The organism is Burkholderia sp. BCC1998, from assembly GCF_905339875.1.
GTDB lineage: Bacteria > Pseudomonadota > Gammaproteobacteria > Burkholderiales > Burkholderiaceae > Burkholderia.
The window spans coordinates 1-22,288 of the sequence record NZ_CAJPHE010000011.1; the positions used below are offsets into that span (position 1 = coordinate 1).

Here is a 22,288-nt window from a genome sequence, read left to right on the forward strand (position 1 = left end):
GGCGCTGCAGAAATGCGCGCGCAATGGCGAAGTGCAACGTGGCTGGAGCTGGGGCGCCGATGGCATTAATTCATGTACCCACGGTGCTCGAACAACCCACCACTCTGCCCACCGAGATCTGCCTGGTACACCCTTCTCCAGATCACACCAATCCGCCATCTGTCAGCACCAGTCAATGTCGCGGGGCATGACGATGACGTCGTAATGGCCGACGATGCGTGACGTTGGTTCGAAATTGCCTGGAAATGCCGCTTGCAGCGGAATCCCCGGCTTGGTCCACCGGTCCCTCAATGTGTCGCGTCGATACTGATCGTGTGCACCATTCGGCCAACGCGGCGCAATATCGTCATAAAAATCTATGCGCATAAAGTCCATTCGCGCGACATGCCCGACAGAGCGGACAATCAATCCTTCAGGGTAATATCGCCACTCGTCCCGATTACCGGCCTCGTCTGCACCTGCCGGAACTCGGCATCCTCGCATTCCGTCTCCTGTACCGTTCATGACTGACAGCCCTGCCCAAGGTGGTCGGACGACCGACTTCCTGCCGTACCTCGTCGCCGCAACGTTCTTCATGGAGTATCTCGACACGACCGTGATCGCGACCGCGTTGCCGCAGATGGCGCGCTCGTTCGGCGTCGGGCCGAACGCGTTGAGCCTCGGGATGACAGCCTACATGCTGGCGCTCGCGGTGTTCATCCCGATCAGCGGCTGGATCGCGGATCGCTATGGCTCGCGTACGGTGTTCGCCACGGCCATCTTCGTCTTTACCGGTGCGTCGGTGCTGTGCGGGCTGTCCGAGGGCGTGGTGACGTTCACGGCCGCGCGACTGCTGCAGGGTGTCGGCGGGGCGATGATGGTGCCGGTCGGACGGATGATCGTCGTGCGCAGCACCGAGAAGGCCAGGCTGATGCGTGCGATCGCGACGATTACGTGGCCGGGCATCGTCGCGCCGGTCGTCGGGCCGCCGATCGGTGGCTTCATCACGACCTACGCGTCATGGCGATGGATCTTCCTGTTGAATGTCCCGTTCGGCATCGCCGCGCTCGTCTGTACCTGGCTGATCGTCCGGAATACACGGGCCGATGAGCAACGGCCGCTTGACTGGGTCGGGTTCGTGCTGGCCGGCGGAGCGTTGACCTGTCTGCTGATCGGTACCGAAGCGGCCGGCCAGCAGGACGTCGACTTCGCGCGCGCGGGCATTCTGGTGGGGGCGAGCGTGCTGTTCGGCATCGCCGCGTGGATGCACGCGCAACGCTGCGCGCACCCGCTGCTCGATTTCACGACGCTGAGGGTGCCGACGTTCTCGGTGACGGTGATCACCGGCTCGATCACGCGGATGGCGATCAACGCCGTGCCATATCTGCTGCCGCTGCTGTTCCAGATCGGCTTCGGGCTGTCGCCGTTCCAGTCCGGCCTGCTGCTGCTCGCGAGCGCGCTCGGCAATCTCGGGATGAAGGCGGGAACGTCGTGGATCCTCGACCGCTTCGGTTTCCGGCGCGTTGCGCTCGTCGACGTGACGATCGTCGGCATCTTCACGATCGCGTGCGGCTGGCTGACCGCGTCGACGCCGCTGGCGATCACGCTGTTCGTCGTATTCGTCTACGGGCTCACGCGGTCGATGCAGTTCACGACGCTCGCGACGCTGGCGTATGCGGATATCCCGGCCCGGCAGACGAGCGCGGCCAGCACGCTGTGGAGCGCCGCGCAGCAGATGACGATCGGGATGGGGATCGCATTCGGTGCGTTGTCGCTGCGGCTCGCGGCGTTGGTACGTGGCGACGCGGCCGGCATGCACTACGTACTCGACGATTTTCGCTGGGCATTCGTTGCGGCGGGTGTGCTCGCGCTGCTGACGTTGCCGGGCTATGCGCGGCTGGCTTCCGATGCTGGCGACCGCCTGCGGGCAAATGTGGCCCGAGGGTAGGCCGGATCTCGCGTTGCCTTGGCGTCGCGACAGGTGAGGGCGGTGGCTTTTCGTCGCTCACCTGAAACATCGATCGTTCAAGGCGACGATGGTCCGACGGGCGGCACACCCCGTTTTCCGTTACCGCGGGTGATGAGCGGACCGTACGGCGACGGCAGGGTGCAACGAGCCTCGAGCACCGACGTGCGGTGCCGATTGCACGACCCCGTCCGCGGGCCGAATTGCGCGACAGCGTCATGTTCGTTCCGCGGGCCGTCACTGTGCGTCATGGAAGATGATGCCGACCGTGTGGCGGTGGCCGCTTCGAATTCTGCTCACTCCATGGCGCAAGTTGACGCGGTAGACGCCGCGCGTTCCCTGCACGGGCCTGCCGTGCACGGCGAAGATCACCGCGTCGCCTTGCATGAGCGGCACCACTTCCGCGCGTGACTGCATGCGTGGCCGCTGTTCCGTCAGCACGAACTCGCCGCCCGTGAAATCCCGCCCGGGTGCCGACAACAGGATCGCGACCTGGAGCGGAAAGACATGCTCGCCATACAGGTCTTGATGGAGACAGTTGTAGTCGTCCGGCCCGTATTGCAGGATCAGCGGCGTCGGGCGTGTCTGCCCCGCCGCGTGGCAGCGATCGAGGAAGGTCCTGTGCTCTTTCGGATAGCGGACGTCGCTCCCGAGTGCCTGGTTCCAGCGATTCGCGATCGGCGCGAGATGCGGATAGAGCGTCGCACGCAACTCGGCGACGACCGCGGGCAGCGGGTACGCGAAGTATTTGTATTCGCCGCGCCCGAACCCGTGCCGTGCCATCACGACGCGTGAACGGTAGAGCGCATCCCGCGCATAGAGCGAGGCAAGCGCATCGCACTCGCTTGTGGAAATCAGACCCGGTACCCGCGCACATCCGTAGCGATCGAGCTCGACATCGGCGGTCGACCAGTCGATTGCGTCGACGCGTTGCGCGATGTCCGGCGATTCGACGGCAGGTTGCAGATCGGCGATATTCACGGGCATCCCTCGGTTCGTCAGCAGTGTGGCGCCGTACGGTCGCGCGAAATACTCGCCAGCGTCGCGTGCACGGTTGAAGCCACGATGAAAGTCGATGAACCCAGTCTAGCGGCGTCCGCGTGCCGGCGCGCTCCAGATCTTGCGCTTCAATTCGGAAGGGGGAGGGAAAGGTTGGGAATGCGGCACGGGCACATCGGTTGCCGCGATGTGTCGGAGCGCAGAAGCGCAGAAGCGCAGAAGCAGAGAAGCGACTGCGGAACCTTCCACGGCAGGCGACCGGTTTTCACCGGCCACCCGCCGCTTCCCCGATCAAGCCACCGACCGGAACAACCAGTAGAGCCCGCCAGCCAGTACGATCGACGCGGGCAGCGTCAGCACCCACGCGAGCACGAGGCTGCGCACCGTGCTCCACTGCAACCCGGATCCGTTCGCCGCCATCGTGCCCGCGACACCCGACGACAGCACGTGCGTCGTCGACACGGGCAGCCCGTACACGTCGGCGGCGCCGATCGTCAGCATCGCGACGAGTTCGGCCGACGCGCCCTGCCCATACGTCAAATGCTGCTTGCCGATTTTCTCGCCGACGGTCACGACGATCCGTTTCCAGCCGACCATCGTGCCGAGGCCCAGTGCGATCGCGACAGCCACCTTCACCCAGGTCGGAATGAACTTGGTCGCGTGGTCGAGCTGCTTGCGATAGTTGTCGATCGCGAGCTTGTCGTCGGCGGCGAACGCGGGCTGCCCCGACTTCTCGATCAGGCGAATGGCTTCGGACACCAGATACATCGTGTTGCGCACGTTGTCGACGTCGCGTTGCGGCACCGCTGCCATCGACCCCGACGCGCCGACCGCGTTCGCGAGCGACGCGGACAGCTGCTGCACGGCCGGCAGCACGGCGGGCGTCAGTTCACGATGCTGCACGTAGTGTTCGACGTCGGCACGCGGGTTCGCGGACGGCGCGACGCCGTTCGTGTACTTCCCGAACGTCGCGGCAGCCTGGTTCGCGACGGCGACGAAGGTCTGCGTTTCGGCCGGCGTGACGGCCTTGTTCAGCGCGTACGCGGTCGGCACCGTGCCGATCAGGATCAGCATGATGAGGCCCATCCCTTTCTGCCCGTCGTTCGACCCGTGCGCGAACGACACGCCCGTGCAGGTCAGGATCAGCAGGCAGCGAATCCAGAACGGCGGCGGCTGATCCTTCGGCGGCTCCTTGTACAACTCCGGAACCCGCACGAGCGCCTTCAGCACGAGCAGCAGCAGTGCCGCGCACAGGAAGCCGATGATCGGCGAGAACAGCAGCGACTTGCCGACGCCGAGCGCCTGGGCCCAGTCGACACCGCTCGTGCCCGAAGGCCCGTGCATCAGCTGGTTCATCAGACCGACGCCGATGATCGACCCGATCAGCGTATGCGAGCTCGACGACGGCAATCCGAAATACCAGGTCGCGAGGTTCCACACGATCGCGGCGATCAGCAGCGCGAACACCATCGCGAAGCCTGCGCCGCTGCCGACCTGCAGGATCAGCTCGACCGGCAGCAACTGCAGGATGCCGAACGCGACGGCGCCGCTCGAGACCATCACGCCGAGGAAGTTCCACATGCCGGACCAGATCACCGCGACGTTCGGCGTCAGCGAGTGCGTATAGATCACGGTGGCGACCGCGTTTGCAGTGTCGTGGAAGCCGTTGACGAATTCGAAGCCGAGCGCGATCAGCAGCGCGGCGCCGAGCATCAGGTACGGAAACAGCGAGCCTTCGCGGACCGGCGACAGGTCGGCGATCAGGTGCGTGGCGATATAGAGGGCGCCGAACGCGAGCACCAGCAGAAAGACGGCATAGCCGACCTGCCTGGTGCGTTCGACGGAACCCGAATTGTTCGGTGCGGACGAAGCAGGTTGATTCATGACGGCATCTCGTAAGGGAACCGCGTCCGATCCTAGCTTTCGCTACCAGTCAGTTTGATGACAGTCGGGACGTCGAATCATCGTCTTACGGATGTGTAAGGGGAGGGTGCCGTGACGTCGAATTGCGACATGTCGTGCCGGTTCGCGTCGTCATCCATTTCGTGAACAGGCCCGCGCACCGGCATGCGGGCCGCGGGAAGCGCGCACGGCGCGAGCGCCGCTAGCGCAGCATGCGCGGCGCGCTCCATGTCGATTCACGCGCCAGCGCGACGAATGCGGCCAGATAGTCGATCGACGCATCCGCCTCGCGGATGCCGAGGAAGATCTGTTTCGCGATCCCTTTCTTGCCGAGCTTGACCGGCACGACCGGCATCCGGTCCGCGTATTCGTCTGCAAGCCATCTTGGCAGCGCGGCCACGCCGCGCCCGCTCGCCACCATCTGCAGCATGATGTCGGTCGTCTCGATCGACTTGTGACGCCGCGGCACGATGCCGGCCGGCGTCAGGAACTGGTTGTAGATGTCGAGCCGGTCGGTCTCGACCGGGTAGGTGATCAGGATCTCGTCGGTCAGCTGCTCGGGCGTCACGTAGTCGGCGTTCGCGAAACGGTGCGCGTCCGCGACCACCAGCACCTGTTCGTAATCGAACACGGGATCGAAGCGCAGGCCCGGCTTGTTCAGCGGGTCGGGCGTCACGAGCACGTCGATGTCATGGCCGAACAGCGCTCCGATGCCGCCGAACTGGAAGCGCTGCTTCACGTCGACGTCGACGTCCGGCCAGCGCGACAGGTACGGCGACACGACCTTCAGTAGCCACTGGTAGCACGGATGGCACTCCATCCCGATGCGCAGCGTGCCGCGCTCGCCCTTCGCGTACTGCTTCATGCGCTCCTCGGCGAGCTCGAACTGCGGCAGCAGCCGGTTCGCCAGCTTCAGCAGATACTGCCCGCCCTGCGTGAGCCGCAGGCCGCGGCCTTCGCGGTCCCAGATCGGCGTGCCGAGTTGCTGCTCGATTTTCCGGACGGTATGGCTGAGCGCCGATTGCGTGAGATGCAGCGCGTTGGCGGCCGCGGTCAACGAGCCCTGGCGCTCGACTTCGCGGATCACGACGAGATGGAATCGTTCCAGCATGGGTATCGCTTGCCCGACAGATACATGAACAGATTTAATGGATGAATGAAATAATGCCATTTTATTTCATGGGATGAAATCCCTATGATGGCGGCCGGATCGACTATTTCTTCAGGACGGCAGCTTCATGGTTACGACCCACAACCTCGGTTTTCCGCGCATCGGCGCGAAGCGCGAACTCAAGTTCGGTCTCGAACGCTACTGGAAGGGCGAGTCGTCGCGCGACGCGCTGAAGGCGCTCGGCGCCGAACTTCGCCAGCGCCACTGGAACGACCAGCGCGACCTCGATCTCGTGCCGATCGGCGATTTCGCGTTCTACGATCAGGTGCTCGACATGAGCTTCACGCTCGGCAACCTGCCGAAACGCGTGCAGGACTTCCATGGCGATGCGCTCGACAACTATTTCCGCGTCGCGCGCGGCCGCTCGGCGCAGTCGGCGGAAGCACACGCGGCATGCTGCGGCGGAGTCGCGGCCGGTGAAATGACGAAGTGGTTCGACACGAACTATCACTACATCGTCCCGGAATTCCATGCGGATACGAACTTCTCGCTCGATCCGTCGCGCCTGCTCCAGCAACTGGCGGAAGCGCGGGCGCAGGGCGTCGCCGCGAAGCCGGTGATCCTCGGCCCCGTCACGTATCTGTGGCTCGGCAAGGCGAAGGACGATTCCGATCGTCTCGCGCTGCTGCCGAAGCTGCTGCCGGTATATGGCGCGCTGCTCGACACGCTGACCGCGCAAGGCGTCGAATGGGTGCAGATCGACGAGCCGATCCTCGTGACCGAGCTCGACGCCGCATGGCGCCAGGCGCTGCGCACGGCATACGACGCGCTCGAGACGCGCCGCATCAAGCTGCTGCTCGCGACGTATTTCGGCCAGCTGCAGGACAACCTGGCGCTCGCGGCTTCGCTGCCGGTCGACGGGCTGCATGTCGACGCGATAAACGCCCGCGACGAAATCGACGCACTCGTGCGCGAACTGCCGCCCGGGCGCGTGCTGTCGGTCGGCGCGATCAACGGACGCAACATCTGGAAGACGGACCTGAACGCGGCGCTCGACTGGCTCGAGCCGCTCGCGAAGCAACTGGGCGAGCGCCTGTGGCTCGCACCGTCGTGCTCGCTGCTGCACGTGCCGGTCGATCTCGCGAGCGAGCAGACGCTCGACGAGGAGATCCGCTCGTGGCTCGCGTTCGCGCTGCAGAAGCTCGACGAACTGAAGGTGCTCGCGACCGCGCTGAACGAAGGCCGCGACGAGGTGGCCGACGCGCTCGCCGCGAACGCTGCCGCGATCGGCTCGCGCCGTCGCTCGCCGCGCGTGAACAACCCGGCGGTGAAGGCCGCGATCGCGCGCATCGACGCGCAGCTCGGCAACCGTGCGAGCCCGTACCCGCAGCGTGCGCCGAAGCAGTCGGCGCGCCTGAACCTGCCGGCCTTCCCGACGACGACGATCGGCTCGTTCCCGCAGACTGCCGAGATCCGCCAGGCGCGCAGCCGGTTCAAGGCCGGCGCGCTGGATGAAGCCGGCTACCGCGCGGCGATGCAGGCGGAAATCGCGCGCAGCGTGCGCGAACAGGAATCGCTCGAACTCGACGTGCTCGTGCACGGCGAAGCCGAACGCAACGACATGGTCGAATACTTCGGCGAGCAGCTCGACGGCTACGCATTCAGCCAGTTCGGCTGGGTGCAGTCGTACGGTTCGCGCTGCGTGAAGCCGCCGATCCTGTTCGGCGACATCAGCCGCCCGAAGGCGATGACGGTCGAATGGATCACGTACGCGCAGTCGCTGACGAACAAGCCGATGAAGGGCATGCTGACCGGCCCGGTGACGATCCTGAACTGGTCGTTCGTGCGCGACGACCAGCCGCGTTCGGTGTCGTGCCATCAGCTCGCGCTCGCGATCCGCGACGAAGTGCTGGATCTCGAGCAGGCCGGCGTGCGCGTGATCCAGATCGACGAGGCCGCGCTGCGCGAAGGGCTGCCGCTGCGTCGCGCGCAATGGGGCGCGTACCTGAAGTGGGCGGTCGAGTCGTTCCGCATCGCCGCGAACGGTGTGCGGGACGATACGCAGATTCATACGCACATGTGCTATTCGGAGTTCAACGACATCATCGCGTCGATCGCCGACATGGATGCGGACGTGATCACGATCGAGACGTCGCGCTCGGACATGGAGCTGCTCGACGCGTTCGACAGCTTCAGGTATCCGAACGAGATCGGGCCGGGCGTGTACGACATCCATTCGCCGAACATCCCGACGCAGGATCACATCGTCGGCATGATGAAGAAGGCGGCGGAGCGGATTCCGGCGGAGCGCCTGTGGGTGAACCCGGACTGCGGGTTGAAGACGCGTCAGTGGACGGAAGTGATTCCGGCGCTGACGAACATGGTCGCTGCGGCGAAGACGCTGCGCAGCAAGGTGCAATGACGCGCGAACGCTGCGCGCCGGCCGCCCCGATCGACGATCGGGCGGCAAACAAGCGGCCCGCATGTGCGGGCCGTTTGTCGCAATGAATGTTCGGGGCGAGGCGGGGGTAGCGGCGTATCGCCCGACGCCCGATGCCAACGGGCAGGCGATGTCGCCTGCCCGTTTGCGTGAGGTTACGCGGTACGCGCACCGCGCGGCAGCGCTTCGTCCGCCCTGCCGGGCGCGCCGGCATCGTCGATGCTGACGCGGCGCGAGATCAGCCACACGCACACCGACGACAGCACGGCGGCGCTCGTGTACTGGATCGCGAGCGGCCACCATTGCGGCGCGGTGTTCTGCGCGATCAGCGTGGCGACGAGCGGCGTGAGACCGCCGGCGAGCGCGCCGCACACCTGGTAAGCGATCGAGATCGCCGTATAGCGGATGCGCGCGATGAAGATGCCGCTGACGAAGCCGGCGACCACCGAGTAGTAGCCCGATTCCGCGAGCGTCGCGAGGCCGACACCGACCGTGATCGACAGCGGCGTGCCCAGGTGCACGAGCGGCAGCATCACGAACGGCACGATCGCGGCCCATGCGCCGGTGATCAGCAGCACGCGCGTCGTGCCGAAGCGCTGCGCGAGGAACGCGGCGGCGAGCTGCACGACGAACTGCAGCACCGCGACGATCGTCATGCAATGCAGCACCATCGACCGGTCGAGCGACAGGAACTGCGTCGCGTAGCTGATCATGAAGATGTTGCTGAAATACACGCCGGCGATCCCGTACACGTTCGCGCCGACCGCGAGCAGCAGCAGCGGCCAGTACTTGAGTGCTTCACGCAGCGGCTTTTGCGCGATGTTGCCGCTCTTCCTGACTTCCTCGAACTCGGGCGACTCGGACACGCTCGCGCGGATCACGAAGCCGACCGCCAGCAACACGGCGCTCGCGAGGAACGGCACGCGCCAGCCCCAGCTCATCATGTCGTCCTTCGACAGCGTGCTGATCGCGCCGAACGCGAGCATCGACAGGATCAGGCCGCTCGCGCTGCCGAGCTGCGCGAACGACGCGAAGAACGTGCGCTTGCCTTCGGGCGCATGCTCGCCGGCGAGCAACACCGCGCCGCCCCATTCGCCGCCGACCGCGATGCCTTGCAGCACGCGCATCAGCACCAGCAGGATCGGCGCGATCACACCGGCCTGCGCATGGGTCGGCAGCAGGCCGATCGCGACCGTCGACACGGCCATCAGCATTAGCGTCGCGAGCAGCGAGCGCTTGCGGCCGAAGCGGTCGCCGAGATAGCCGAACATCACGCCGCCGAGCGGCCGCGCGAAGAAGCCGACCGCGAACGAGCCGAACGACGCGAGCAGGCTGACGAAACGGCTTTCACCGGGGAAGAACAGCGGCCCGAACACGATGGCGGCGGCGGTCGCGTAGCTATAGAAGTCGTACCACTCGATCGTGGTGCCGACGAACGAAGCGAGCGCCGCCCGCTTCGGTTGCTTGACGGATGTCCCCATCTGTTATGTGCTCCTCTGGAATTCTCTGATTTGGAATGGGTCGCGTGCCGGGATCAGTCGCGATAGGCGACGCCGGGCAGCACGCACAGCAACTCGTACGCGAGGTTCGCGCCGAGCAGGGCCGTGGTGCCGAACGGGTCGTACGGCGGCGCCACTTCGACGAGATCGCAGCCGACGATGTTCAGCCCCTTCGCGCCGCGGATGATCTCGAGCGCCTGCGGCACCGTGAGGCCCGCGATTTCCGGCGTGCCGGTGCCCGGCGCGTAGGCCGGGTCGATGCCGTCGATGTCGAAGCTGATGTAGACGGGCGTGTCGCCGATGCGCGCGCGCACTTCCTCCATCAGCGGCGCGAGCGACTTGTTCCAGCATTCCTCGGCCTGGACCACGCGGAAGCCCTGCTCGCGGCACCAGTCGAAATCCTCGGCCGCGTAGCCGGTGCCGCGCAGGCCGATCTGCGTGACCTTGTCGCCGTGCAGCAGGCCTTCCTCGACCGCGCGGCGGAACGGCGTGCCGTGCGCGATCTTTTCGCCCATCATCGTGTCGTTCACGTCGGCGTGTGCATCGACGTGGATCAATGCGACCTTGCCGTGCTTGCGGTGGATCGCGCGCAGGATCGGCAGCGCGATCGTATGGTCGCCGCCGAGCGTGACCGGCTTGCAGTCGTGCTCGAGAATCGCGTCGTATGCAGCCTCGATGCGCGCGATCGAATCGTGCAGGTTGTACGGGTTGATCGCGACGTCGCCGATATCGGCAACCTGCAGCGAATCGAAGGGCGCGGCGCGCGTGGCCATGTTGTACGGGCGCAGCAGCACGGATTCCGTGCGGATCTGGCGCGGGCCGAAGCGCGCGCCGGTGCGGTTGGAGGTGCCGAGGTCGAACGGCACGCCGACGAAACAGGCGTCGAGGCCGGCTGCGCTCGCCACGTGCGGCAGGCGCATCATCGTCGCGATGCCGCCGCTGCGCGGCATTTCATTGCCGCCGAGCGGCTGGAAATGGGTGTGGTCGTTCATGGGCTTGTCTCTTCCGATGTGGGGTTGCCGTATCATTCGACGCGGCCTGGCACATAGTTTTACGCGTCCGGCCGGAAAGAAGAATGCGAAGATATCGACGTAAACATCGATTTTCATCGATGTATGGAAGGGGAACAAAAGGGGAATAGCGTGCTGGGGAATCTGTCGACCCTCGATCTGCGGTTGATCCGCGTGTTTCTCGCGGTCACGGACGCGGGCGGCGTGTCGGCCGCGCAAGCGATCCTGAACGTCGGCCAGTCGACGATCAGCGCGCAGCTGTCGTCGCTCGAGACACGGCTCGGCTATCGGCTCTGCGAGCGCGGCCGCAGCGGCTTCCGGCTCACGCCGAAAGGCGAGCGGTTCCACGCGATGAGCCGCAAGCTGCTCGCCGCGCTCGACGAATTCGGGATCGCGGCGCGGCACATGGACCGTCAGCTGGTCGGCACGTTGCACATCGGCCTGATCGGCCATACGCCGGTCAGCCAGAACGCACGGATCGCCGAGGCGATCGCCGCGTTCCGCACGCGCGACGAGGCCGTGCGCTTCTCGATCTCGGTGCGCGCGCCGGGCGATCTCGAGGAAAAGCTGCTGAGCAACGAGATCCAGATCGCGGTCGGCTATTTCTGGCACCGCGTGCCGTCGCTGCACTACACGCCGCTGTTCATCGAGCGGCAGGTCGCGTACTGCGGGCGCGGCCATCCGCTGTTCGAACGCGCCGGCGCGCTGACGCCGGCCGACGTCGCGGGATTCGAATGGGCGTGGCGCTCGTATCCTCTGCCGGAGGCGCAGATGTCGACGACGCCCGATCGCGTGACGGCGACCGCCGACAACATGGAGGCCGTCGCGCTGCTGATCCTGTCAGGCCATCATCTCGGCTATCTGCCGCAGCACTTTGCGGCGCCGTATGTCGCGCAGGGGCTGCTTGCGCCGCTCAATCCGGACCAGCTGCACTACGACGTCACGTTCCACATGGTCGTGGCGCGCGACGGGCGCGGCGATCCGCTCGTCGAAGCGTTTCTCGAGGATCTCGAGCGCGCGCATCAATCGCCCGATGTCGTGTGAGGTCGCGTGAGGTCGCCTGAGGCCGGCAACGTGAACGAATGTCACGCCGGAGCGGATTACTGCCGCATCACGGCACCGGCAACCCCGCATCGTGCTTCACCTCGCGCAACGACAACGCCGATTCGATCGACGTGACGCCCGGCAGCATCCGCAGCGAGTCGCGCAGGAACGTACCGTAATCGTCGAGATCGCGCGCGACCACCTGCAGCAGGTAGTCGGCCGTGCCCGCGACGTTGTGGCACGCGAGGATCCGCTCGATGCCGAGCACTTCCCGTTCGAACCGGTCGGCGACCTTGCGGTCGTGCGTCGCGAACCGCACGAGCACGAATGCGACGACGCCGAAGCCGAGTGCCTGGCGCGACAGCTGCGCGCGGTAGCGCTCGATGTAGCCGTCGTTTTCGAGACGCTTCAGGCGCCGTGCGCACGGCGTCTCGGACAGGCCGACGGAATCGGCGAGACGCGCGATCGGCAGGCGGCCGTCGCGCTGCACCGCGGCGAGGATCGCGCGGTCGGTTTTGTCGAGTTCGGTCATGTTGGCGGAATCCTTGTCTGGATTCCGTGATTGTGGCGGATTCCGCTATGTAGCGCCAATTTCGAGCCAAAGATGGCCAATAATCGCTCTCCCTTCAGCGGCAACATATCGTCACTGAAGAACGGGGGCAGACCATGATTTCCACGCATTTGCTGTTGATTTACCTCGCCGCGCTGGCGGCCATCTACGCGGTGCCCGGGCCCGACATGGCGCTCGTGCTGCAGACCAGCATCGGCCGCGGCGTGCGCCCGGGCATGGCGGCGGCGGCCGGCCTGTCGCTGTCGCGCACCGCGCACGTGACGCTGTCCGCCTGCGGCGTCGCGGCGCTGATCCGCAGCGCACCGTGGCTGTATGAAGTGATCCGCTACGGCGGCGCGCTTTATCTCGCTTACGTCGCGATCCAGGTGTTCCGCTCGCCGGTGTTCGCGCTGGGCGACGGCGATGGGGCGGCGCCGGGCGAACTGCGGCAGTCGTTCTTCAAGGGGCTGCTGACGAACCTGCTGAATCCGAAGGCACTGCTGTTCTGCTCGGTGCTGCTGCCGCAGTTCGTGCGCCCCGAGGCAGGGCCCGTCGTGTGGCAGATGTTCGAGCTCGGCGCGCTGCTCGTCGCGGCCGGCGTGTGTTTCGACCTCGCATGCGTGTTCGGCGCGTCGCGCATCGCGGCGTGGATGCGCGCGCATCCGCTCGCGCAGACGGTCCAGCGCTGGACGTTTTCCGCGGCGCTGATCGGGTTCGCGTTGCGCCTGTCGATGGATTGAGCTGCTGCATTGCATCACGGCCGCGCGGTCGACTTGCCGCGCAGCCGCGACGCGCTGCCGAACGCTGGCCCGCGCGCCATGCCGGGCTTCGCGCGCATGCCTTGGGGCGGAAGGGCGTGCGCGTAAATCGTCTGACTGATCTAAACTCCCTCTAACTTCGCGCTTTCGCGAACCGACTGACCGAACGGAACCGACTTCCGCAGGCTATGTCCGATTTCCTGGCTGTTCCGTGCAACGCGGTACCAAGGAGGGTCTGAACATGGCAAGGCATCTTCACGCCGACCGTGAACCCCGGATCGTCGCCGAGTCGAAGTGTCTCGGCCCCTGCGATCCGGCAGAACGTATCCACGTCACGATCATGTTGCGGCGGCAGGAAGAAGGGCAACTCGACACGTTGGTCCAGCAGCTCGCCACCGGCGACGCACAGGCAAAACCGCTGTCGCGCGAAGCGTTCGCGCAGCGTTTCTCCGCCAATCCCGACGACATTCGCAAGACCGAGGACTTCGCGCGCCGTCACCAGCTCACGGTCGATCGCGTCGATCCGGTCGAAAGCGTCGTCGTGCTGTCCGGCTCGATCCAGCAGTTCGAAGCGGCATTCAGCGTGAAGCTCGAGCGTTTCGAGCATCGTTCGATCGGCCAGTACCGCGGCCGCTCGGGCCCGATCGCGCTGCCGGACGAGCTCGGCGATGCCGTCACGGCCGTGCTCGGCCTCGACAGCCGTCCGCAGGCGCGGCCGCACTTCCGGCTGCGTCCGCCGTTCCAGCCCGCGCGCGGCGCGCCCGCCGTCACGTTCACGCCGATCCAGCTCGCGTCGCTGTACGGCTTTCCGGCCGGCGATGGAGCCGGACAATGCATCGCGATCGTCGAACTCGGCGGCGGCTATCGCGCGGCCGATATCCAGCAGTATTTCCGCGGGCTCGGCATCAAGACGCCGCCGACGCTCGTCGACGTGAACGTCGGCACCGGCCGCAATGCGCCGACCGGCGAGGCGAACGGCCCGGACGGCGAAGTCGCGCTCGACCTCGAGATCGCCGGTGCGATCGCGCCCGCCGCGAAGCTCGCCGTCTATTTCGCGCCGAACAGCGACGCGGGCTTCATCCAGGCCGTCAACGCGGCCGTCACCGACAAGACCAACCGGCCGTCGGTGATCTCGATCAGCTGGGGCGGGCCGGAAGCGATCTGGCAGGCGCAGTCGGCGCATGCGTTCAACCGCGTGCTGCAGGCGGCCGCCGCGCAGGGGATCACGGTGTGCGCGGCGTCGGGCGACAGCGGCTCGGGCGACGGGCTGCAGGACGGCACGGATCACGTCGACTTTCCGGCGTCGAGTCCGTACGTGCTCGGCTGCGGCGGCACGCAGCTCGATGCGCTGCCGGGGCAGGGCATTCGCAGCGAAGTCGCGTGGAACGACGAGGCGGCCGGCGGCGGCGCGGGCGGCGGCGGTGTCAGCACGCTGTTCGACCTGCCGGCGTGGCAGCAGGGATTGACCGTCACGCTCGCCGACGGCAGCACCACGCCGCTCACGAAGCGCGGCGTGCCGGACGTTGCCGCCGATGCATCGCCGCAGACGGGCTACGAGGTGTCGGTCGCCGGCACGGTCGCGGTGATGGGCGGCACGAGCGCGGTCGCGCCGTTGTGGGCCGCGCTGATCGCACGGATCAATGCGGCGGCGAGTGCGACGGCCAGTGCGACGGCCAGTGCGGCGGCGAGTGCATCGGCCGGCTGGATCAACCCGGCGCTGTACAAGAATCCCGGCGCGTTGCGCGACATCACGAAAGGCTCGAACGGCACGTATGCCGCCGCGTCCGGCTGGGATGCGTGCACGGGCCTCGGCAGCCCCGACGGCGCGAAACTCGCGGCGATCCTCGCGCGCAAGCCGTCGAGCTGACGCGCCGGCACCGGCCTTTCCACGCGACGCGGGTTTCCTGCCCGCGTCTTTTTTCACCTCGAGGAGCAGCACGATGGGCATCGATTCCGCATCTTCCGGCGGCGTGTATCCGCTGCATCACGGCGACCACAATTCGCATGGCGTGCCGCCGACCATCAGTCCGGTCGCGCTGAGCCACGGCCGCGACCAGCCGTTCTTCGATCCGGTCGCGTACGGCAACGGTCCCGACGACTCGGTGACCGACACGACCGAAGCGGCCGCGATCACGCATCACACGATCCTGATCGACGGCAAGCGCATCGCGTACACGGCGACGGCCGGCCACCTCGTGACGGTCGACCCGAGCAGCTCGCTGCCGGCCGCGAAGCTCTTCTACGTCGCGTTCACGGCCGACGGCGCGAAGGAGGAAACGCGGCCCGTCACGTTCTTCTACAACGGCGGGCCCGGATCGTCGTCGGTGTTCGTGCTGCTCGGCTCGTTCGCGCCGAAGCGCATCAGGACGTCGATGCCGGGGTTCACGCCGCCCGCGCCGTATCAGATGGAAGACAATCCGGACAGCATGATCGACCACAGCGACCTGGTGTTCATCAACCCGGTCGGCACCGGTTATTCGGCGGCCGTCGCGCCGAACAAGAACCGCGATTTCTGGGGCGTCGACCAGGATGCGGATTCGCTGAAGCAGTTCATCAAGCGCTACCTGACGAAGAACAACCGCTGGAATTCGCCGAAGTACCTGTTCGGCGAGTCGTACGGCACCGCGCGCAGCTGCGTGCTCGCTTACAAGCTGCACGAGGACGGCGTCGACCTGAACGGCGTCACGCTGCAGTCGTCGATCCTCGACTACCGGCAGGCCGGCAACCCGGTCGGCGCGCTGCCGACCGCGGCAGCCGACGCGTGGTATCACAAGAAGCTCGGCGTCACGCCCGCGCCGACCGATCTCGGCGCGTTCGTCGAGGAAGTCGCACAATTCGCGCGCACCGATTACCTGAAGGCGCTGCGCACGGTTCCGCATGCGGACCCGGCCGCCGTGCAGAAGCTGTCGCGATACACGGGTATCGATACCGCGACGCTGCAGTCGTGGAGCCTCGACATCGCGGGCTACGACACGCGCGGCAATTCGCTGTTCCTGACGACGCTGCTGCACGCGCAAGGGCTCGCGCTCGGGTCGTACGACGGCCGCGTGACCGGGATCTCGTCGGGCATTGCCGGCAAGATCGACCCGAACTCGGGCGGCAACGATCCGACGATGACGGCCGTGACGGGCGTCTACACGGCAATGTGGAACAGCTACCTGAACGAGCAGCTGAAGTTCACGTCGAATTCCGCGTTCACGGACCTGAACGACCAGGCGTTCCGGAACTGGGACTTCAGCCACATCGACCCGACCGGCGCGCAGCAGGGCATCGATGCGCAGGGGAACCTGATCCTCTACACGGCGGGCGATCTCGCCGCGGTGATGGCGCTGAACGTCGACCTGAAGGTGCTGTCGGCGAACGGCCTCTACGATTTCGTCACGCCGTTCTACCAGACCGTGATCGACCTGCAGCAGATGCCGCTCGAGGATCAGAAGGTGCGGCAGAACCTGTCCGCGCGTTTCTATCCGTCCGGGCACATGGTGTATCTCGACGGCGGTTCGCGCACCGCGCTCAAGCGCGATCTCGCGACGATGTACGACGCGACGGTCAGCGATACGGGCGCTCGGCTGCGGATTCGCGCGCTGCAGGCGAAGAAGGCGGGCGGGCACGCGTAGCGCTGCCCGTCATGCAGGCGCCGCGCGTAACCGCCAGGGTGCGCGCGGCGCGGTGTTGCGGCTGAACGAGCCGGCTTACGCGGCCGGCCAGTCGAACGGCGTGTACGGCAGCGCGCGCTTGTGGCGCGAACCGTCGTAGAAGCGCAGCACCGTTTCGTACACGTTGTCGGCGACGGGTTTGCCTTCGAGGAAATCGTCGATTTCGTCGTAGGTGACGCCGTAGGCGTGCTCGTCGGGGCGCAGCGGACGCAGCTCCTCGAGGTCGGCCGTCGGCACCTTCATCACGATCAGTTCGTCGCCGCCAAGCGCGCGGGCGACCGCACGCACGCGGCGCTTGCTCAGGCCGGCGAGCGGCAGCACGTCCGCGCCGCCGTCGCCGAATTTCGTGAAGAAGCCCATCAGCGATTCGGCCGCGTGGTCGGTGCCGATCACGATGCCGCGCCGCGCGCCGGCCACCGCGTACTGCGCGATCATGCGCTCGCGCGCCTTGATGTTGCCGTGCACGAAGTCCTGCTGGGCCGGGTTTTCGAATGCGTGGCCGGACGCGACGAGCGATGCGAGCATCGCGTCGGCGGCGGGCTTGACGTCGACCGTGAACGTTTCGTCCGCGCGCACGAACGCGAGCGCGCGTTGCGCATCGGCTTCGTCGTTCTGCGCGCCGTTCGGCAAGCGCATCGCGATGAAGCGGGCGTCGTAGCCGCCGGCGCGCAGCTGTTCGACCGCCAGCTGCGCGAGCCGTCCGGCCGTCGACGAATCGACGCCGCCGCTGATGCCGAGCACGTAGGTCCGCAGGCCGGTCGAACGAAGGTACTGCGCGAGGAAATCGACGCGGCGGGCGATTTCGGCATCGGCGTCGAAGTGCGGGGCGACGTTCAGTTCGGCAATGATCGCGCGTTGGCGGCTGGCGTAATCGGCGGATGTCATGAAGGTGGTTCCGGAACGAAATGCAAGGCGCCCATCATAAGCGCAATCGCGGCCCGGCGCCGCGCCGGGCATGCGATCCGGCGGCCGCGCGTTGCATCGGCGAGACGCGATGCATCGTCATGGTGCGGCGCGCGGAGCGGCGTCCCCCGGCGTGCGCGCGGATGCTTCGTTTCGAGGCATGGCGGGGTGCGCGACGACGAACCACGAGGCGCGGCGCCCGGCGGCGGCGCGCGGTGACGAACCCGCGCGCTCGCCCGCGTCAGCGCCGCGCGAGCACGACGCCCGCCAGTGCGAGCGCGAAGCCGGCGAGCTGGACGGTCGCGAGCGTTTCGCCGAACAGCAGGTAGCCCTGCAGCGCGGCGAGCGGCGGCGCGAGGAACAGCAACGACGTCGCGCGCGCGGCATTGCCCCGCCGCAGCATCCACATCAGCATCGTGACCGCGCCGCCGGACAGGAACACGACGCCCCACACGAGCGAGATCCACAGCGCCGGTGCGCCGATCCAGCGCGTTTCGTGCAGCAGCACGACGAAGACGGCCGCGACGATCGCCGCGCCGAGGTTCTGCACGGCGACGGCCGTACGCAGGTCGTTCTGCGCGAGCTTGCCCTTCTGGTACAGCGAGCCCGCGGTGATCGAGCCGACCGACAGGATCGACACGGTCACGACGAACCACGCGGGCGCGGCGCCCGCCAGCGGCGCGACGCCGCCCGCGACCTTCGGTGCGAGGACGAGCGCGACGCCGGCGAGCCCGAGCGCCATCCCGAGCCAGCCGCGCGCGGGCAGCCGCTCGTTGAACAGCGGCACCGCGAGCACGGCGGTGGCGAGCGGCTGCAATGCGCCGAGCAGCGCCATCACGCCGGCGTTCAGCCCTTGCGCGACGGCCCAGTAGCTGGCGCCGAGATAGACGCCCTGCAGCAGCGCGCCCGCGATCAGGTGGCGCGGCCATTCGCGGCGCGCCGGCCACGGCGCGCGCGCGGCGAGCGCCACCGCGCCGAACAGCACGGCCGTGCCCGCGAAACGCGCGAGCAGGAACAGGTTCGGGTCGGCGTAGGGCTTGATTGCCCGGGCGACGATGAAGCCGGTGGACCACAGCGCGACGAAAGCCGCGGCGACGAGCGAGGTAAACATGCGTGGCGGGCCGCGATACGGCCGGACGAATCGTGAGCCGGCCAGTATCGGGTGAAGCGGCGCGGCCGTCTTGTCGGATTCTGCATTCGCGCGTGGCGCGTGCGGAACGCATGCAGCAGCGGTGCGCGGCACGTTGGCCGCGGGCGTGATCCGCCACGAGCGCGGCAGCACGCCGGCCGTCCGGTTAGCGGCCGTCCGGGCGAAGGCGCCGCGGCATGAAAGCGCGCCGTGGCGCGCGCAGAGGAACGGGGATCAGTCGAGCGAGAACGTGTCGAGCGGCTGGTTCGCGCGCGCATCGGTCGCGAAGCGTGCGGCGAGCTGTTCGTACAGCCGGCGGGCCTCGTCGAGCGTCAGGTCGATCCAGTACGGATCGCCGGCCCCGTCGTTGAGCCGTTCCGGCGAAAACTGGATTTCGAGCACACTGCCTTTTCGGTACATGACGCAAGCCCCTTGATGGTCTGTCGTTCGGCGAAACGCAGAGTGTAGCAACCGCTTGCCACGCCGATTCGCGCGCATCGGGCAATACAGAATTTCGCTTTCGTGAAACGTGGCCGCGGCCGGACGCACCGCCGTCAAATGGCGGTCAAACGGCCGTAATACAATGGTCGGCCTACCCATTACCAGTCGCCTCGGGCGCATTGCGATGCTGGCGGAACAACGTCATCAATACATTCTGTCGGAGCTCGGACGATCGGGCGCGCTGTCGGTCGCCGAACTCGTGCGCTCGCTCGACGTGTCGCGCGAGACGGTACGGCGCGACCTCAACGCGCTCGCGGCGCGCGGCCTGCTCGTGATGACGCACGGCGGCGCGCTGGCGGCGGATCGCCGCGAGCCGAGCCTGTCCGAGCGTGAGGCGGCGAATGCCGAAGCGAAGCGCACGATCGGGCGACGCGCGGCCGAATTCGTGCCCGACGACGCCTCGGTGCTGATCGACTCGGGCAGTACGCCGCACGCGGTCGCGCTCGCGCTGACCGACCGGCACCGGCTGTCGATCTACACGAACGACTGGCGCACCGCGTTCGTGCTCGCGCGGCGCAACGGCAATCGCGTGACGCTGCTCGGCGGCGAACTGTCCGACGACGAGGATGCGACGTTCGGGCTCGATACGATCCAGCAGCTCGCGCAATACCACGTCGATTTCGCGTTCGTCGGCGCGGGCGGCATCACGGCCGATGGCGACTGCACCGACTACTCGCGGCTCGCCGCCGAAGTGCGCAGCCGGATGATCGCGGCGGCCGGCACCGCGATCATCGTCGCCGACCATTCGAAGTTCGGCCGCGTGACGCCGGTGCGGATCAACGGCGCCTCGGCCGCGCGCTATCTCGTCACCGAACGCACGCCGGACAAGGCCGTGCGCCGCGCGCTGACCGCGCGCGGCATCGAGCTGCTCGTGTGCGACTGACGCGGCGCCGACATACAAGGTTCATCGAACGGTCATCGCACGGGAAGATGCGCGTTCGACACTGACTCATTCCTTTCGACCGGCCGCCGCGGCAGGAGCAAAGAATGACCGTCAGCGTACGCAGCTATCTTTCCCCGACCCTGGTTCTCCTCGCTTTCGACTGGCCCGACGCGGCCTCGCGCACCGACTTCCTCGGCTTCGCGATCCGGCGCACGCCGGGCTTCTGGTCGGCCGACGGCAAGACGCGCGCGCCGAACAGCTGGCTGCCGAACCGGCTCACGTTCGACGGCCCGGCCGCCGGCACGCAGGGCGACGCGCCGACCGACCAGGCACCGATCCAGAAATTCATGTGGTGGGACGCGCGCATCGATCCGCAGGATCGCGATGCGTCGTTCCGCTATGACGTCTATCCGGTCGTCGGCACGCCGGAGAACCTGAAGGTGCTCGATGCGCAGGCCGGCGTGTGCGATGTCGTGCTGCCCGCGCACATCGTGGACGGCGTCGGCACGTGGTTCAATCGCGCGGTGGTCAGTTCGCAGGCGTTCGCGAAGCAGGTCGCGGCGCTGGGTCTCGCGCCGAATGCGGCGCCGAGCGCGGACCAGGCGTTGAAGCTGCGCACGTGGCTCGCGAACGACATGGAACAGGTATTCGCGGAGATGCTCGACCCCGCGTCGCGCGCGGTCTCGGCCGTCTATCATCTGACGGACACGCTGTGGGCGTTGCCCGCATTCGAGGCGTTCGGACGGCAGCACGGCGAAGCGTCGCTTGCGATCGTCTACGACGCGCACGTGACCGCCCGCAAGGGCAAGCCGCCGCTGCCGTCGCCGAACCAGCCGGCCGTCGACGCGCTGCAGGGCCTCGCGACGCGCGCGCCGCGCGACAGGACGCACATCATGCACGACAAGTTCATCGTGACCGACGCACCGGCGAACGGGACGACTGCGCCGACGCCGGCGCGCGTGCTGACCGGTTCGGCGAACTTCACGACCGAAGGGCTGACGGAGCAGGCGAACGTGCTGCACGCATTCGATTCGCCGGCGCTCGCGGCGCTGTACAACGCGCGTGCGCAGGCGCTGGCCGCGAATCCGCCGATCGCGGAGACGGCGAGGTTGTCGTCGGGCTGGTCCGAGCCGCTGACGATCGGCAGCGCGCAGGTGCGCGTCGCGTTTTCGCCGGAGCCGGCGGGGCAGCGCACCGAGATCGATACGATCGTCGCCGCGATCGCGGCCGCGCAGCATTCGGTGTCGTTCTGCCTGTTCATGCCGACCGACGCGGCGCTGCGCGACGCATGCTTTGCCGCCGGCGACCGCGGCCTGATGATGTTCGGCCTGGTGAACCGCATCAACGCCGGCAGCGCGACGCAGGCCGATGCCGCGCAGCACGACGGCCAGCCGCTCGATGCGGCGACGCTCGCGAACCTCGAGCTTTACCATCGCCGGCGCGATCATCGCGACGTGATCGATGCCGCGTATTTTTCACCGGCGACGGTGCCGCAGGGTTTCGAGCCGGAACTGCGCCTCTTTCCGGGCGAGCCGGCGCCGGCCTATCCGCCGGTCGTGATCCACCACAAGTTCATCGTGATCGATGCGGAAGGCGCGAACCCGATCGTCTACACGGGCTCGGCGAACATGAGCCGCAATTCCGAGCAGTACAACGACGAGAACCTGCTGGAGATTCGCGACGCGCGGATCGCGGCGATCTATCTCGCGGAATTCCTGCGGCTCTACGAGCACTATCGCGCACGGGCGCTGTCGATCGAGTCGCAACGGCAGGGCGCCGGTGCGCATCGGCACCTCGCGCTCGCGCCGGATTCGAGCTGGGCGAAGAAGTATTACGTGGCGGGCAGCCCGGAAGAGAAGGCGCGGATCGCATTGGCGTCGGCGCCGACGGACTGGCACGAGGCGGACGTTCGGCCTGAGGCGGCCTGAGCGGCGCGAGCGGCTTGAAGGGACCCGCCG

The 22,288-nt window shown here is 67.2% G+C and carries 18 protein-coding genes; 8 read left to right on the forward strand and 10 right to left on the reverse strand.

Annotation, left to right across the window (positions count from 1 at the left end; translation table 11 throughout):
- Positions 1-162: 162 nt before the first annotated feature.
- A complete protein-coding gene (locus U5A56_RS19695) occupies positions 163-504 on the reverse strand; it encodes a hypothetical protein (protein WP_321924088.1) in 342 nt (113 codons plus the stop codon).
- Here U5A56_RS19695 and U5A56_RS19700 point away from each other — a divergent pair.
- Positions 503-1,927: a DHA2 family efflux MFS transporter permease subunit gene (locus U5A56_RS19700; RefSeq protein WP_321924090.1), complete on the forward strand. Its 1,425-nt coding sequence runs from the start codon at positions 503-505 to the stop codon at positions 1,925-1,927. The genes U5A56_RS19695 and U5A56_RS19700 overlap by 2 nt on opposite strands.
- A gap of 255 nt (positions 1,928-2,182) precedes the next feature.
- Here the strand turns inward: U5A56_RS19700 and U5A56_RS19705 are convergent, their stop codons facing one another.
- From U5A56_RS19705 to U5A56_RS19715, 3 genes are all read right to left on the reverse strand, one after another.
- Complete coding sequence (locus tag U5A56_RS19705; protein WP_321924312.1) at positions 2,183-2,926, reverse strand: 2OG-Fe(II) oxygenase; 744 nt, start codon at positions 2,924-2,926, stop codon at positions 2,183-2,185.
- Positions 2,927-3,235: 309 nt separating this feature from the next.
- The gene (locus U5A56_RS19710) at positions 3,236-4,828 is read right to left on the reverse strand and encodes an inorganic phosphate transporter (RefSeq protein ID WP_321924092.1); all 1,593 of its coding nucleotides are present in this window, start codon (positions 4,826-4,828) and stop codon (positions 3,236-3,238) included.
- 220 nt (positions 4,829-5,048) lie between these two features.
- Positions 5,049-5,957, reverse strand: a complete 909-nt coding sequence (locus U5A56_RS19715; protein ID WP_124488697.1) for a LysR family transcriptional regulator — start codon at positions 5,955-5,957, stop codon at positions 5,049-5,051.
- A 127-nt stretch (positions 5,958-6,084) separates the two neighbouring features.
- Here U5A56_RS19715 and metE point away from each other — a divergent pair, with 127 nt between their 5' ends.
- Positions 6,085-8,379, forward strand: coding sequence for a 5-methyltetrahydropteroyltriglutamate--homocysteine S-methyltransferase (gene metE, locus U5A56_RS19720; RefSeq protein ID WP_321924094.1), 2,295 nt, complete (start codon positions 6,085-6,087; stop codon positions 8,377-8,379).
- 173 nt (positions 8,380-8,552) lie between these two features.
- On the opposite strand, the gene U5A56_RS19725 is transcribed toward metE, so the two are convergent.
- Positions 8,553-9,878 (reverse strand): MFS transporter, encoded by a 1,326-nt coding sequence (locus U5A56_RS19725; RefSeq protein WP_321924096.1) that lies wholly within the window; start codon positions 9,876-9,878, stop codon positions 8,553-8,555.
- A 53-nt stretch (positions 9,879-9,931) separates the two neighbouring features.
- Positions 9,932-10,888 (reverse strand): agmatinase, encoded by a 957-nt coding sequence (speB, locus tag U5A56_RS19730; protein ID WP_124488694.1) that lies wholly within the window; start codon positions 10,886-10,888, stop codon positions 9,932-9,934.
- A gap of 150 nt (positions 10,889-11,038) precedes the next feature.
- Between speB and U5A56_RS19735 the strand changes: the two genes are divergently transcribed.
- A complete protein-coding gene (locus U5A56_RS19735; RefSeq protein ID WP_044848789.1) occupies positions 11,039-11,950 on the forward strand; it encodes a LysR family transcriptional regulator in 912 nt (303 codons plus the stop codon).
- A gap of 67 nt (positions 11,951-12,017) precedes the next feature.
- Here the strand turns inward: U5A56_RS19735 and U5A56_RS19740 are convergent, their stop codons facing one another.
- On the reverse strand, positions 12,018-12,482 hold the full coding sequence (locus U5A56_RS19740; protein ID WP_044848788.1) for an Lrp/AsnC family transcriptional regulator: 465 nt from the start codon (positions 12,480-12,482) through the stop codon (positions 12,018-12,020).
- Positions 12,483-12,616: 134 nt separating this feature from the next.
- On the opposite strand from U5A56_RS19740, the gene U5A56_RS19745 reads away from it, so the two are divergent.
- The 3 genes from U5A56_RS19745 (at position 12,617) to U5A56_RS19755 (ending at position 16,875) form a co-directional block, all read left to right on the forward strand.
- On the forward strand, positions 12,617-13,240 hold the full coding sequence (locus U5A56_RS19745) for a LysE family translocator (RefSeq protein WP_124488692.1): 624 nt from the start codon (positions 12,617-12,619) through the stop codon (positions 13,238-13,240).
- Positions 13,241-13,499: 259 nt separating this feature from the next.
- On the forward strand, positions 13,500-15,125 hold the full coding sequence (locus U5A56_RS19750; RefSeq protein WP_321924099.1) for a S53 family peptidase: 1,626 nt from the start codon (positions 13,500-13,502) through the stop codon (positions 15,123-15,125).
- Positions 15,126-15,198: 73 nt separating this feature from the next.
- Positions 15,199-16,875 (forward strand): S10 family serine carboxypeptidase-like protein, encoded by a 1,677-nt coding sequence (locus U5A56_RS19755; protein WP_321811772.1) that lies wholly within the window; start codon positions 15,199-15,201, stop codon positions 16,873-16,875.
- A gap of 75 nt (positions 16,876-16,950) precedes the next feature.
- Here U5A56_RS19755 and nadE read toward each other — a convergent pair whose 3' ends face one another.
- From nadE to U5A56_RS19770, 3 genes are all read right to left on the reverse strand, one after another.
- On the reverse strand, positions 16,951-17,799 hold the full coding sequence (gene nadE / locus U5A56_RS19760) for an ammonia-dependent NAD(+) synthetase (protein WP_321924101.1): 849 nt from the start codon (positions 17,797-17,799) through the stop codon (positions 16,951-16,953).
- A gap of 259 nt (positions 17,800-18,058) precedes the next feature.
- Positions 18,059-18,928: a DMT family transporter gene (locus U5A56_RS19765; protein WP_321924103.1), complete on the reverse strand. Its 870-nt coding sequence runs from the start codon at positions 18,926-18,928 to the stop codon at positions 18,059-18,061.
- Positions 18,929-19,180: 252 nt separating this feature from the next.
- Positions 19,181-19,366, reverse strand: coding sequence for a hypothetical protein (locus U5A56_RS19770; protein WP_006752380.1), 186 nt, complete (start codon positions 19,364-19,366; stop codon positions 19,181-19,183).
- Positions 19,367-19,571: 205 nt separating this feature from the next.
- On the opposite strand from U5A56_RS19770, the gene U5A56_RS19775 reads away from it, so the two are divergent.
- Both U5A56_RS19775 and U5A56_RS19780 read left to right on the forward strand, forming a co-directional pair.
- Complete coding sequence (locus tag U5A56_RS19775; RefSeq protein WP_321821945.1) at positions 19,572-20,330, forward strand: DeoR/GlpR family DNA-binding transcription regulator; 759 nt, start codon at positions 19,572-19,574, stop codon at positions 20,328-20,330.
- 104 nt (positions 20,331-20,434) lie between these two features.
- Positions 20,435-22,258 carry a phospholipase D-like domain-containing protein gene (locus tag U5A56_RS19780; RefSeq protein ID WP_321924105.1) on the forward strand — a complete coding sequence of 608 codons (1,824 nt, stop codon included), beginning with the start codon at positions 20,435-20,437 and terminating at the stop codon, positions 22,256-22,258.
- Positions 22,259-22,288: the final 30 nt, after the last annotated feature.

What these genes read in the sequence shown, in the direction of transcription:
- U5A56_RS19695 (WP_321924088.1), bottom strand. Translation starts at nt 504, where the DNA reads ATGAACGGTACAGGAGACGGAATGCGAGGATGCCGAGTTCCGGCAGGT.
- U5A56_RS19750 (WP_321924099.1), top strand. Translation starts at nt 13,500, where the DNA reads ATGGCAAGGCATCTTCACGCCGACCGTGAACCCCGGATCGTCGCCGAG.
- U5A56_RS19770 (WP_006752380.1), bottom strand. Translation starts at nt 19,366, where the DNA reads ATGTACCGAAAAGGCAGTGTGCTCGAAATCCAGTTTTCGCCGGAACGG.
- U5A56_RS19755 (WP_321811772.1), top strand. Translation starts at nt 15,199, where the DNA reads ATGGGCATCGATTCCGCATCTTCCGGCGGCGTGTATCCGCTGCATCAC.
- U5A56_RS19740 (WP_044848788.1), bottom strand. Translation starts at nt 12,482, where the DNA reads ATGACCGAACTCGACAAAACCGACCGCGCGATCCTCGCCGCGGTGCAG.
- U5A56_RS19715 (WP_124488697.1), bottom strand. Translation starts at nt 5,957, where the DNA reads ATGCTGGAACGATTCCATCTCGTCGTGATCCGCGAAGTCGAGCGCCAG.
- speB (WP_124488694.1), bottom strand. Translation starts at nt 10,888, where the DNA reads ATGAACGACCACACCCATTTCCAGCCGCTCGGCGGCAATGAAATGCCG.
- metE (WP_321924094.1), top strand. Translation starts at nt 6,085, where the DNA reads ATGGTTACGACCCACAACCTCGGTTTTCCGCGCATCGGCGCGAAGCGC.
- U5A56_RS19765 (WP_321924103.1), bottom strand. Translation starts at nt 18,928, where the DNA reads ATGTTTACCTCGCTCGTCGCCGCGGCTTTCGTCGCGCTGTGGTCCACC.
- U5A56_RS19780 (WP_321924105.1), top strand. Translation starts at nt 20,435, where the DNA reads ATGACCGTCAGCGTACGCAGCTATCTTTCCCCGACCCTGGTTCTCCTC.
- nadE (WP_321924101.1), bottom strand. Translation starts at nt 17,799, where the DNA reads ATGACATCCGCCGATTACGCCAGCCGCCAACGCGCGATCATTGCCGAA.
- U5A56_RS19725 (WP_321924096.1), bottom strand. Translation starts at nt 9,878, where the DNA reads ATGGGGACATCCGTCAAGCAACCGAAGCGGGCGGCGCTCGCTTCGTTC.
- U5A56_RS19775 (WP_321821945.1), top strand. Translation starts at nt 19,572, where the DNA reads ATGCTGGCGGAACAACGTCATCAATACATTCTGTCGGAGCTCGGACGA.
- U5A56_RS19710 (WP_321924092.1), bottom strand. Translation starts at nt 4,828, where the DNA reads ATGAATCAACCTGCTTCGTCCGCACCGAACAATTCGGGTTCCGTCGAA.
- U5A56_RS19745 (WP_124488692.1), top strand. Translation starts at nt 12,617, where the DNA reads ATGATTTCCACGCATTTGCTGTTGATTTACCTCGCCGCGCTGGCGGCC.
- U5A56_RS19700 (WP_321924090.1), top strand. Translation starts at nt 503, where the DNA reads ATGACTGACAGCCCTGCCCAAGGTGGTCGGACGACCGACTTCCTGCCG.